Annotated in this window: 12 protein-coding genes; 4 read left to right on the forward strand and 8 right to left on the reverse strand. The window is 50.6% G+C overall.

Annotation, left to right across the window (positions count from 1 at the left end; translation table 11 throughout):
- Positions 1 to 4: 4 nt before the first annotated feature.
- The 3 genes from lapB (at position 5) to yciH (ending at position 2,428) form a co-directional block, all read left to right on the forward strand.
- A complete protein-coding gene (lapB, locus tag OGW44_RS01550) occupies positions 5 to 1,174 on the forward strand; it encodes a lipopolysaccharide assembly protein LapB (RefSeq protein WP_047417273.1) in 1,170 nt (389 codons plus the stop codon).
- Positions 1,175 to 1,363: 189 nt separating this feature from the next.
- Positions 1,364 to 2,101 (forward strand): orotidine-5'-phosphate decarboxylase, encoded by a 738-nt coding sequence (gene pyrF / locus OGW44_RS01555; RefSeq protein WP_137367080.1) that lies wholly within the window; start codon positions 1,364 to 1,366, stop codon positions 2,099 to 2,101.
- Positions 2,102 to 2,428 carry a stress response translation initiation inhibitor YciH gene (gene yciH / locus OGW44_RS01560; protein WP_016153243.1) on the forward strand — a complete coding sequence of 109 codons (327 nt, stop codon included), beginning with the start codon at positions 2,102 to 2,104 and terminating at the stop codon, positions 2,426 to 2,428.
- A 90-nt stretch (positions 2,429 to 2,518) separates the two neighbouring features.
- Here the strand turns inward: yciH and osmB are convergent, their stop codons facing one another.
- From osmB to fabI, 7 genes are all read right to left on the reverse strand, one after another.
- On the reverse strand, positions 2,519 to 2,737 hold the full coding sequence (gene osmB / locus OGW44_RS01565) for an osmotically-inducible lipoprotein OsmB (protein WP_003020583.1): 219 nt from the start codon (positions 2,735 to 2,737) through the stop codon (positions 2,519 to 2,521).
- A 268-nt stretch (positions 2,738 to 3,005) separates the two neighbouring features.
- A complete protein-coding gene (gene yciT / locus OGW44_RS01570) occupies positions 3,006 to 3,758 on the reverse strand; it encodes a DNA-binding transcriptional regulator YciT (RefSeq protein ID WP_016153242.1) in 753 nt (250 codons plus the stop codon).
- A gap of 95 nt (positions 3,759 to 3,853) precedes the next feature.
- The gene (locus OGW44_RS01575; protein WP_016153241.1) at positions 3,854 to 4,036 is read right to left on the reverse strand and encodes a YciZ family protein; all 183 of its coding nucleotides are present in this window, start codon (positions 4,034 to 4,036) and stop codon (positions 3,854 to 3,856) included.
- Between the two features lie 182 nt (positions 4,037 to 4,218).
- Positions 4,219 to 6,210: a cyclic di-GMP phosphodiesterase gene (gene pdeR / locus OGW44_RS01580; RefSeq protein WP_029139557.1), complete on the reverse strand. Its 1,992-nt coding sequence runs from the start codon at positions 6,208 to 6,210 to the stop codon at positions 4,219 to 4,221.
- A 265-nt stretch (positions 6,211 to 6,475) separates the two neighbouring features.
- Positions 6,476 to 8,410 carry an exoribonuclease II gene (locus OGW44_RS01585; RefSeq protein ID WP_047417275.1) on the reverse strand — a complete coding sequence of 645 codons (1,935 nt, stop codon included), beginning with the start codon at positions 8,408 to 8,410 and terminating at the stop codon, positions 6,476 to 6,478.
- A gap of 89 nt (positions 8,411 to 8,499) precedes the next feature.
- The gene (locus OGW44_RS01590) at positions 8,500 to 9,645 is read right to left on the reverse strand and encodes a carboxymuconolactone decarboxylase family protein (protein ID WP_049269480.1); all 1,146 of its coding nucleotides are present in this window, start codon (positions 9,643 to 9,645) and stop codon (positions 8,500 to 8,502) included.
- A gap of 199 nt (positions 9,646 to 9,844) precedes the next feature.
- Entirely contained in the window at positions 9,845 to 10,633 is a 789-nt protein-coding gene (gene fabI / locus OGW44_RS01595) for an enoyl-ACP reductase FabI (protein WP_047417281.1), read from the reverse strand.
- Between the two features lie 441 nt (positions 10,634 to 11,074).
- On the opposite strand from fabI, the gene OGW44_RS01600 reads away from it, so the two are divergent.
- Positions 11,075 to 11,764 (forward strand): EAL domain-containing protein, encoded by a 690-nt coding sequence (locus tag OGW44_RS01600; RefSeq protein ID WP_047500365.1) that lies wholly within the window; start codon positions 11,075 to 11,077, stop codon positions 11,762 to 11,764.
- Positions 11,765 to 11,802: 38 nt separating this feature from the next.
- On the opposite strand, the gene sapF is transcribed toward OGW44_RS01600, so the two are convergent.
- Positions 11,803 to 12,609, reverse strand: a complete 807-nt coding sequence (gene sapF, locus OGW44_RS01605; protein ID WP_016153235.1) for a peptide ABC transporter ATP-binding protein SapF — start codon at positions 12,607 to 12,609, stop codon at positions 11,803 to 11,805.

Consider the following 12,609-nt stretch of genomic DNA (forward strand, 5'->3'; position numbering starts at 1 on the left):
ATTTATGTTGGAGTTGTTGTTTCTGCTTTTACCTGTAGCCGCTGCCTATGGGTGGTATATGGGTCGCAGAAGTGCGCAACAAACCAAGCAGGATGAAGCTAACCGTCTTTCTCGTGACTATGTCGCCGGGGTTAACTTCCTCCTGAGCAATCAACAAGATAAAGCGGTGGATCTGTTCCTTGATATGCTAAAAGAGGACACAGGCACCGTTGAGGCTCATCTCACCCTCGGAAACCTGTTCCGCTCTCGCGGTGAAGTCGATCGCGCAATCCGCATCCATCAAACGTTAATGGAAAGTGCCTCGCTGACCTACGAGCAGCGTTTGCTGGCCGTGCAACAGCTGGGGCGCGACTACATGGCCGCGGGACTGTACGACCGCGCGGAAGACATGTTCAATCAGCTTACCGATGAAACTGATTTTCGGGTTGGCGCATTACAGCAACTGTTGCAAATTTATCAGGCCACCAGCGAATGGCAAAAAGCCATTGATGTAGCAGAGCGTCTGGTAAAACTCGGCAAAGACAAACAGCGTAATGAGATAGCCCACTTCTACTGCGAACTGGCCTTACAGCAAATGGGCAGCGACGATATGGATCGCGCCATGACGCTGTTGAAAAAAGGCGCCGCGGCAGACAAAAACAGTGCACGTGTATCCATCATGATGGGTCGCGTGTACATGGAAAAAGGTGATTACGCGAAGGCGGTTGAAAGCCTGCAACGGGTCATTTCCCAGGATAAAGAGCTGGTCAGCGAAACGCTGGAAATGCTGCAAAGCTGCTACCAGCATCTGGGGAAAAACGATGAGTGGGCGGAGTTTTTACGTCGGGCCGTCGAGGAGAATACTGGTGCCGCCGCCGAACTGATGCTGGCTGATATTCTTGAGGCGCGTGAGGGGGCTGATACCGCTCAGGTCTATATCACTCGTCAGCTGCAACGTCATCCTACGATGCGCGTGTTCCACAAGCTGATGGATTATCATCTCCACGAAGCCGAAGAAGGGCGTGCCAAAGAGAGCCTGATGGTTCTGCGCGATATGGTCGGAGAGCAGGTACGTAGTAAACCGCGTTACAGCTGCCAGAAGTGCGGTTTTACAGCGTATACGCTGTACTGGCACTGTCCATCCTGCCGTTCATGGTCAACCATTAAGCCCATTCGCGGACTTGATGGGCTGTAATTTTTTAAAAAATCTCATTTTAGTTACAACATACTGTTGGGGTGTAATAGATCCATCCTCAACCTCCGTTGCCGGTTCGCCTGGCAGAAATGTAATCGCGCCTGTTAATTTTCTATTACCGCAGGTAGAATGCACGCCGTTTACCCATTTCGCGCCGCCGTGGGCGCCCATCCTCAAGAAGGTCTGGTCATGACGTTTACTGCTTCATCTTCTTCTCGTGCTGTTACCGATTCTCCTGTCGTTGTCGCTCTCGATTATTCTAATCGTGATAAAGCATTAGCTTTTGTCGACAGAATTGATCCTCGTGATTGCCGTTTGAAAGTGGGCAAAGAGATGTTCACGCTTTTTGGACCTCAGTTGGTTCGCGATCTACAACAGCGTGGTTTTGACATCTTTCTTGATTTGAAATTTCATGATATTCCCAATACCACCGCACATGCAGTTGCCGCTGCTGCTGAACTTGGTGTCTGGATGGTTAACGTTCACGCTTCTGGCGGGGCGCGTATGATGACTGCAGCCCGTGAAGCCTTAGTGCCTTTTGGCCAGGACGCGCCGCTGCTGATTGCCGTGACGGTTCTGACCAGTATGGAAGCCAGCGACCTCGCCGATCTCGGCGTGACGTTGTCACCTGCAGATTATGCTGAAAGACTGGCGCGCTTAACCCAGAATTGTGGTCTGGATGGTGTCGTATGCTCAGCTCAGGAAGCGGTGCGATTCAAGCAGGCGTTGGGCCAGTCATTTAAGCTGGTGACGCCGGGGATTCGTCCAGAAGGCAGCGAGGCGGGCGATCAGCGTCGTATTATGACACCGGAACAGGCGCAGTTAGCAGGTGTGGATTACATGGTGATTGGTCGTCCGGTCACCCAGTCGGCTGATCCCGCGCAGACGCTTAAGATGATCAATGCTTCCCTGAAACGAGGTGCGTAAATGAACGACTCAAACTCTCGTCTGGTCTACTCTACGGACTCCGGGCGTATTGATGAACCGAAAACAGCGCCTGAGCGTCCAAAAGGCGATGGCATTGTTCGTATCCAGCGCCAGACCAGTGGTCGCAAAGGGAAGGGCGTGTGCCTGATTACCGGTATTGATCAAGACGATGCCGAACTGACCAAATTAGCCGCAGAACTGAAGAAAAAGTGTGGTTGCGGTGGAGCAGTGAAAGATGGCGTGATTGAAATTCAGGGGGATAAACGCGACCTGATTAAATCGCTGCTGGAAGCTAAAGGAATGAAAGTTAAACTGGCTGGCGGTTAATAAAAAAGCCACGGAAACTTTCCGTGGCTTTTTAATAATACAGACCTGAAAAAGTAAACGTATTATTATATCGAGCCGTTTAACCGTAGATTATTTACCCACCTGGTGGCCAATAATACCACCTACTGCAGCACCACCCAGCGTACCCAGCGTGCTGCCGTCAGTCAGGACTGCACCACCTATTGCACCTGCACCAGCACCGATTGCGGTGTTACGATCTCGTTTGGACCAGTTAGAGCAGGCACTCAGCGACATTGCCAGAGTAATCGCCAGAATGGCAGCGGTCATTTTTTTGCTCGTTACTAACATAATACTTTCTCCTGAATTATTGATTCACGGAATCCAGTGTTCTTTAAGGATAGCGTCAAATTAAGACTATCGAAGATATTTCCGTGAAACCGTTTAGCGAAGTCATTACAAACACTATCCTGAAGTTGGAGGTTCGTTCCTGTTATATCGCTAACATTAATTTTACGACTTTATCCTGTTAACGACAGGTAAATAGTCTTAATTGGATTGTCAGATAACTCTCAGAGAGCAGATGATTTGTCTGCTGACAAACCATCTACTGAAGATTTTATGCGTGGGCATCAATGATATTGACGATTAATCCTGAATGTTCGAGCTGCATTTGTACGCTGGCGCTGAGTCTGGAGTCCGTTACTACGCGGCTGAATCGCTCTAATGGACCCAGCGTGTAAGGGTGAATGGCGTCGAATTTTGAGCTGTCGGTCAACACAATAACTTCTGCGCCTTTTTCCAGCACCGCGTTAACCACGTCAGAACGCATCATATCGCGTCCGGTAAAACCGGTATCAGCCTGCCAGCCGTCAATGCCGATAAAGGCCTTACTGAAGTGTACCTGCTGGATAAACTGGCGAGTTAAGGGGCCGACCATGCTCTCACTTTTTTTCTGGTAAATTCCACCGAGAAGTATCACTTCACAGGGCGTTTCTTTGAGCAGATGAGCAATGTAGCTGCTCACGGTGATGATGGTGACATCTTTTTGCTCTGCCAGCGTTCTGGCCAGAAGTGCATTGCTGCTGCCATTCTCAATGAATACGGATTCGCCTGGACTGACCAGAGATGCAGCGAATTCAGCCAGTTCACGTTTCAGAGTGAAATTGGTCATCATGCGCGTTTCAACATCATCGCTGTTCAATGAAACAGCAAAACCGTGGGCTCGGCGTAAGTAACTCTGTTTTTCCAGCGTGTTCAGATCCTGTCGAATCGTCACTTCGGAGACACCGGTGACTTTTGCCAGATCGGCGACGCTCATCTGACCTTTATCGGTCACCATCTGCAAAATAGATTGTTGTCGGGAATTCATAGTATTAATTTTATTGCGATATCGTATCGGAAATTAAACGGAAACTGCATTATCTGCAGTTTGCTGATAGCAGCGACATCAAAAGATCACTGTCATCAGATCTCCCATGGTGCCTTCTGCTTTTTCGCCAAAGATTCGGCATCTTCTTTGACCGTGTTTAACAGTTCAGCTTTCAAAATTTCAAGATTGTGGATGGCTGAGTGGTAATCACCTGCAACGAGGATATCCAGCACGGTATCAATACGTTCGGCCAGACGCTGAGCGTCGATATCAGACATGGTCGTCATCCTAATGGCAATAGAGTTTGAATTTCATGATGCAGAATTTCATGGCAAAAGAGAAGGGAAAAATAGTATTAACCTGAACGATTGAAGAATATTATATATTCTGTGATTACATGCGGATAGCGTCGTCAAGTAATGTCCATTTATGGCTATTTATCGCCTTCATTCTCTCTGCATTAGCGCAGTTTTTTACTCAGGTGGCGGCGATACCAACGTTCAAATGCGGCGGCTGGCATTGGTTTGGCGAATAAAAACCCCTGACGCTCATTGACGCCATTTTTGGTCAGAAACGCATCCTCTTTCGCGCTTTCCACGCCTTCGGCGATGACCTGCAGGTTGAGCGCCTGTGCTACCGCAACTATGGCCCGTACCAGCGATTGTGAAATGGATTGTTTGTGGATCTCTCTGACAAAGGTCTGATCCAGTTTAATGGCATCTAGCGGGAAGCGGGCCAGTTGAGACAGCGACGAATAACCGGTACCAAAATCATCCAAATGGATTTGCGCTCCTAACTGGCTAAACTGCTGAATGACTGACAACGCCAGTTGCTCATTTTCTATCAAACTGCTTTCCGTTAATTCAACATCGATGGGGCAATACTCAAAGTTGAGCTCGTGAAGTACCTGCTTAAGTGCGGTAAACAGCGTCTGGTCGGCGAGCTGGCGGGCAGAAACGTTTACCGCCACGCGCAGGTTTATTCCCTTGTCGCGCCATTTCGCGACCTGGCGCACAACGTCGAGAATAACCCAACGCCCCAGCGGGACGATGAGCCCCGATTCTTCGGCGTAGGAGATAAACTCCAGCGGTGGAATGAGGCCGCGTTCCGGAGATTGCCAGCGAACCAGCGCCTCCAGGCTGCGCACTTCACCGCGCCAGGTTATCTTTGGCTGATAATGGATAACCAGTTGATCGTTATCCAGTGCCTTACGCAGATTAGTATCCAGCCACAGATATTCAAATACCCGCTGATTCATTTCCGGAGAAAAAACACAAAACTGCCCACGGCCGCCTTCTTTCGCGGTGTACATGGCTGTATCCGCGTTACGAATGACGCTCTCGCAGTCCTGACCATGCTGAGGTGCGAGGGATATACCAATAGAGCATCCGGTATAGACTTCAATCAGACCGATGCGGAAGGGCTGGCGCAGACGCGTCAGAATGCGTGATGCGGTGGCTTCCAGTGTGCCCTGGGATGTTTCGGTGGCAAGAACAATGAATTCATCGCCGCCAAACCGCGCCAGGATCTGGTTGTCTTCGAGGCAACTGAGGATTGCCAGCGACACGCTTTGTAGTAGCTGATCGCCAAACATATGCCCGTAGGCATCGTTTACCTTTTTGAAGTTATCCAGATCGAGGTACGCAATACCGACCTGCGTATCGCCCGCGTTCTCAATTGCATTGCTGATCAGTTCATGAATTGCGTTGCGGTTTGGTAATCCAGTGATGGAGTCGGTATTTGCCAACACCCGCAGTCGTTCCTGCGCGCGGCGTTCTTCAGTGATATCGGTCCCGGAACAGATCAGAAAAATTTCGTTCTTGCCGCTACCGTTATGCACAAATTTATTGCGAAACAGAAACAGACGCTGGCCTTTGCAGGTCTTGACCCAGCGTTCAACCTCATACGAGTTACCTTCGCGAAAAAAGACCTCAATATTGCGCCGTGAAGCCGCCGCTTCACGACGGCTCATAAATAATGTGAATACACTTTGACCAATGACTTCACGTTCTTTGAGGCCGGTGTACTCTTCGCACAGGCGATTAAACCGCTGAATGTTGCCCATGCGGTCAAGAATGACAATAACGGAATTGGCTTCGGAAACGACTTGTTCGGCAAAAGAGAGGCCGTGGGCCAGATCGCGGGCGACGGAAGGGGTGTCATCCCAGGCGGATGCGCTACCAGCCCATTCGCGCTTATTGATTTTTCGACCGACCAGATGCACGGGAATGTCGTCATCTTCAATGGGCAACGTCATTAACAGACTTGACGTGATCACCGTCATCTCGCGAATGCGATCGGCTTGTTCAGGTAATAATTCGATGGTCTGATCAGCTTCTGACGCTTCGTCGATAGAGAAATGCAGGATGTTGCAATCCTCTGACAAACGCCAGTAGGGGTTATGAGTGCCCACATAGCTATACAACGTAACCAGCTCCCGGACGTCTTTCATCATGTGTACTATCCCGTTTAAAGCGCATAGAGCCTCAAAAGTATGGGTAGCCATGATTCATTCGGGGTGATTATGGCTGAACGTATTGTTTTTTTTATATATTTATGTTTAATCCAGAATCCGTAAAAAGCAAAGCCAGCGGAACTGAAAAAAGTAAAAAAATAAAATTGACCGAATGAAAGAAGTGTAGTGCGGTGGTGGGAATTTGGGCGGAAAAAAGAAACGACCTTTCACAAAATGAGAAAGGTCGCTGGATTGATACGAGTTACGCGGCTGGACGCGCGATAACGCTGCGGGTTTCCATGCGAACTTCGGCGATGGTTACGTCAATCACATCCGTGACTTTGTAAACCACTTCACCTTTAATTTGCACCGTGCCGCTTTCCTGGCTGCATACCAGCTCGTCCCGAACGGCGTGCAGGAATGGGGCAGGAATAAATGCGACTGCGCCATTATCAACTAAACGTACGCGCATACCGCCGCGGCTAACGTCAATTATCTCGGCCGCAAAGCGGGTATCGGTCCCGGCTTTGTCACTCAGGAAACGGGCATATAACCAGTCGCCCACATCGCGCTCAGCCATCCGGTTCAGGCGACGACGTTCCGCCATTTGCACCGTGGTATCATCCCCAGGGCGGGCGATGGTTTCACCTTTGATGACGGCCTTAAGCAGGCGGTGGTTAATCATATCGCCATATTTTCGAATAGGAGAGGTCCAGGTGGCATAAGCCTCCAGACCCAGCCCAAAGTGCGGCCCTGGCTCGATACTGATTTCAGCGTAAGACTGGAAACGGCGAATTCGGCTGTCGAGGAAACCAGAAGGCTGCGCATCCAGCTCGCGGCGCAGTTTGCAGAAACCTTCCAGCGTCAGGACTTCCTCGGCATCAACGTGCATACCATGGGTTTTTAGCAGCGCGGCCAGAGCGTCGGCGTTGGCCGGGTCGAATCCCATATGGACGTTATAAATACCGAAGCCGAGCTTGTCGCGAAGCACGCGGGCGGCGCAAATGTTTGCCGCAATCATGGATTCTTCCACGATACGGTTTGCGATGCGGCGTGGCTCTGCGACGATGTCCAGGACTTCACCTTTTTCACCAAGAACAAAACGGTAATCCGGGCGATCTTTAAATACCAGAGCATGGTTATGACGCCATTCACCGCGGCTCAGGCAAATACGGTGTAGCAGACGGATTTGTTCAGCAATCGCGTCATTTGCAGGCTGCCAGTCGCCGGCGCCTTCCAGCCAGTCGGAGACGTTGTCGTAGACCAGCTTCGCTTTCGACTCAATCGTCGCTGCGAAGAAGGTGATGTTGTCTTCAATCGCGCCATCCGCGGCGATGGTCATACGACAAGCCAGAACCGGACGCACTTCGTTCGCGCGTAAAGAGCACAGATCGTCAGACAGTTCGCGTGGTAGCATCGGGATATTGAACCCCGGCAGATAGTTAGTAAACGCGCGAATTTTTGCTGTTTTATCCAGCTTGCTGCCTTCTGCAATCCAGGCCGTAGGGTCGGCAATGGCGACAGTTAATTGCAGTTTGCCGTCGGCCAGCTCTTCAGCATACAGCGCATCGTCCATATCTTCGGTGCTGGCGCTGTCGATGGTGACAAAGTTGAGGGCGGTTAAGTCCTGACGAACCAGACCTTCATCCAGCATCTCAGTTGCCACACCGTCCGGCGCTTCTTTTTCGAGATTATGGCGTGCCAGCGTGACCCACCACGGGACAAAGTGGTCATCAGCAAAAGTGATAAATTGGGTTAACTCGGCATAGAAGGTGCGATCGCCTTTCAGCGGGTGGCGACGCATTTCAGCGACGGCCCAGTCACCTTCTTTAAAATCGTGCTCAACGCCGCGGGCGGCACGGCAAGGGATCGCTTCTTTCAGTAACGGATGATCCGGCACAATGGACAGACGATCATTTTTGCCCTGAACTTTACCCACGAAGCGCGTCAGGAAGGGTTCGATCAGTTCTTCCGGCTCGGCAGATTCACGATCTTTTTCTGTATGGATAACCGCAACAATGCGGTCGCCATGCATCACTTTTTTCATCTGCGGCGGTGGAATGAAATAGCTTTTTTGTGCATCGACTTCCAGGAAGCCAAAGCCTTTTTCCGTGGCTTTTACCACCCCTTCAGCACGTGGCGTCTGGGAATGCAGTTGCTGTTTAAGCTGCGCTAGCAGCGGGTTGTCCTGAAGCATAATTGTCTATTTTCGTGGCTAAAAGAGCGGCTGACAGTTTTACGCGATTCTCTCAGTTGCGGCAAGCGCTCTTTCAGTAAGTGGATCGGTTAATAAGTCTCGCCCAGCGCGATTTTCAAGCGATTCAACCATCCGCACAATCCGCTCCAGGCCAGCAGGTTAATCGCTTGTTCAGAAGAGATGCCCTGATCGAACAAAGGGGTTAACAGCGCGGCGCTAAAACGGTCGGGCGCTCGGGTTAGCCATTGTACCGCCTGCAGGGTGACGCGCTCAACCGGATGTCGCTGTTCCCAACGCTGTAATTCACGTTCCTCCTGGCGAAGCAGGGCGATAACGTTGGCTAATTCATTGGCTGTATGTGCCTGTTCATTAAAGCAGGCCACGCTGCCGTTAATCCGTGACGTCATTAGCGCCGCCAGTGAAAATGCCCGCACCGGTACAGCGCTGCACCGGGTACTGGAAATCAGTGTCGTGAATAAATCTAAAATGACCGGTGAATGAATCAGTAATGGCACCAACGCTTGCAGCTCATCGGGAAAATGTCTGGCCGTCGTCTCGTCCTGAGCAGGATATTTTTCGATTGGGAATGGCGCAGCGTGCCAGGTAGCGTTTGTTGCACTAAATGGCGAAGCGTGAGCGAATTGCTGTATATCCAGCCCCGGTATTCGGCGTACCGGATGTCCAAACCAGGCCTGAAACAGGGCCACGGTCCGGGCCTGAAAACCGACGAAGCCGATAATTTGATTCATCAAAATACTATCGCTGGTGGTCAGCCCGACCGCATCCAGATGCTGGCGATCGCGTGCGCCTATCACGTCAGGAGAGCTGGCAAGTTGGCGAGCATATTGGGTGATTTGCGCCAGCCGATGGTTACTTTCCCGTGACGAGTCAGGACCAGGAAGCGGTGTTAACCGCGCGGCATAGTGATTGCACAATCGCTGGACGCCATACACCTGAGCGACGGTTAGCGCCGTACTCATCCGCTCATAGGCGCTGAATGTGTGCATCTGATTCAGGTTTACGTGAACCGGGAAGAGAACCTGGGCAAGTTTACGGGCAGGGGTTAACCAGGATTGAAAAGGCAAAAGGGCGTCATCAGGTATCGCCAGATCCAGTAAAAAGCTGTCGTCGACATGAGCGGCTTCCGGCACCAGCGGCAGAATATCTTGCGGATGCTTGCTGGATTGCGTCTCATGATACCAGTGGCTTTTGCCTTCAATTCGGCGTTGTTCCATGGGCGGTCCTTGGTCTAAAAAGTGGCGACCCGGACACGTCGTCTACTACTACGCCGGATCGTTTGCGCTGCAATATCCTGACGTAAGCAGAAGAGGGGATGAAAGATTGTTCCGTGATAATAAATATCAGAAAAGTATATATGGCGGCGGGCAGAGGAGAGTCATGGGCGGGGCAAGACCGCCCATAGAAGACTTACGATTATTTCAGTTCCAGCTCGTTCATTGCCGCGATACTGAAGCCACCATCGACGTGAACGACTTCACCAGAGATGCCGGCAGCAAGATCGGAGCACAAAAATGCTGCGGAGTTGCCCACATCTTCAATGGTTACAGTGCGGCGAATCGGCGTAACCGCTTCACAATGCGCCAGCATTTTACGGAAATCTTTAATGCCGGAAGCGGCGAGTGTACGGATAGGACCGGCGGAAATAGCGTTCACACGCACGCCTTCAGGACCCATCGCATTAGCCATATAGCGGACGTTCGCTTCCAGTGAGGCTTTTGCCAGGCCCATCACGTTGTAGTTAGGGATGGCGCGCTCTGCGCCCAGATAGGATAGCGTCAGCAGCGCTGAGCCTGGGTTCAGCATGGAACGGCAGGCTTTTGCCATCGCCACAAAGCTGTAAGCACTGATGTCATGAGCAATTTTGAAGCCTTCGCGGGTGACTGCATTCACATAGTCGCCATCCAGTTGGTCTGCGGGCGCAAAACCAATGGAGTGCACGAAACCGTCGAATTTCGGCCAGGCTTTGCCCAGTTCGGTAAACATTGCATCAATGCTGGCGTCTTCCGCCACATCACACTGCAGTACGATGCTGGAACCCAGTTGAGCTGCAAATTCTTCGACGCGGCCTTTTAGTTTGTCATTCTGGTAGGTGAACGCCAGTTCAGCCCCTTCGCGATGCATGGCCTGAGCGATACCCCAGGCGATGGACAGTTTGCTGGCAAGACCCGTTACCAGAATGCGCTTACCGGAAAGAAAACCCATAGCTTTAATCCTTATGGTCATTGCTTATTTTTAGCAATCAATGAGTTATGATCACAATTTGAAGGTGTTTCGAAATGGGGCAGCAATTATATCCCACTCTTTGTGCCTTGTAGAATAGTTATCATCCCTTACTGATAATCACTTTTCATTACACATGAGGGTTATAACACTTTCGCTGGTTAAGTCTCATTCATTCTGCGAAGCGCGGGGGGATGGAGAAAATACAAGGCTTTAAAGGCATCTCAATGGTATTATTAACTGCTAGCTTATGTTTTAAAACATAGCAATGTAGGAACTTTCTTAAAACAAAAAATATGACGGTATTCAGTTCGTTATGATATATTGTTTTTATCGATCGATATTGATACATTGATCGTTATTATTGATTGATTGTGATTAAAAGTGCATTATCAGGAAGTTATGATCAATTGGAGTGGTCTTATGCACTATCATTTCATCGCGGAACCGATGAGAGACACAACTGATACGTTACTGGGTGTTGAGATGAGCGTCCGGTTTGCTTCAGATACGGTTTCGCCGATACATCCAGAGTTCATCATTTCAGCGTGGAATAGCGAACAAAAACGTAATTTCATGCTCGAGCAAATTCGATTAATTGCCGAAAAGCGTAATTGGTTTGAGAGCCACAACCTTTTCTGTACTCTGAACCTCATTGATGAAATGGCGCTGCTGGCAATTGGCGACCCGAGCGTTAAATCGGCGCTACATGCCATGCCTTTTGTCGCCCTGGAACTTTCAGAGCGTTTTCTGACGAATACCGTATGTCTGAATAATCTGCTGATTAATTCACTTTGCGACGGTCCAAACGCATTATGGCTGGGCGATCTGGGCTCCGGCAGCATTGGGGCCAGTCCGCTGGTTTGCGGTCGTTTTGATGTGGTGAAGTTGGATCGTGGTTTTTTCCTGGATCAGGCTGAAAAACCGATGTTCCCGGTGCTAATTAAAAACATCCGCGAATATTGCGACCGCATTGCGGTGGAGGGCGTGGAAACCAAACAGCTTATCGACGAAGTAGGCGCGGCTGGTGTTTGGGTGATGCAGGGATCCCTTTTCCCTTCGGTCGCGTTTAGCGAGGTTGATACACTGCTCTTACCAAATGTTTGTCACTGATTGCAAAATTGCCCTCCGGTTGAGGAGGGCTGCATCTGCTAGCGATCTTTACGCCATGCGTCAGCGGTAAGCGCTTCGCCGAAATGACCGGCGATCAGGCGACGGGTCAGCTCATGCAACGGCGAGGCCAGAACATCTGCTGTACTGCCGCGTTCAACCACTTCACCCTGGTGCATGACTAATACCTGATCGCTGATGTGCTTCATCATGCCGATGTGCTGAGTCACATAGATATATGAAATCCCCTGTTTTTCCTGTAATTCCAGCATCAGATTGATGAGCTGCGAACGCATCGACATGTCCAGAGAGGCCAGGGCTTCGTCGGCGATAATGACTTTGGGGCGCAAAATGAGCGCTCGGGCAAGGCCCAGACGCTGTTTTTGTCCCGGAGCCAGCATATGCGGGTAATAACTCACATGGTCAGGCAACAGACCGACCATCCGCATGGTCTCGATGATCTGTTTGCGGCGCTGTTCAGGCTCGAGGTCGGTGTTCAGACGTAGCGGAAAATCGAGGATCTGCGAAATACGTTGCCGTGGGTTAAGCGACGTTGACGGATCCTGGAAAATCATACGGATACGCTGACTACGGAATGAATAATCACCATATTTTAACGGGTGATCGTCAATCAGCAGCTCACCGCTGGTGGGCTCAATCATACCGGCCAGCATCTTCGCCAGCGTAGATTTACCGGAACCATTTTCACCTATGACGGCGAGCGTCTGACGCTCGCGCAGGGTAAAGCTCAGGGGCTTAACGGCCTCAACGGTCTGACGGCGGAATAAGCCCGTCCGGTAGCGAAAGGTTTTGCTCAGATTACGAACTTCGAGCAGGGTTTCTACCAT

This window comes from Citrobacter sp. Cb023 (assembly GCF_030336805.1).
Lineage (GTDB): Bacteria > Pseudomonadota > Gammaproteobacteria > Enterobacterales > Enterobacteriaceae > Citrobacter > Citrobacter braakii.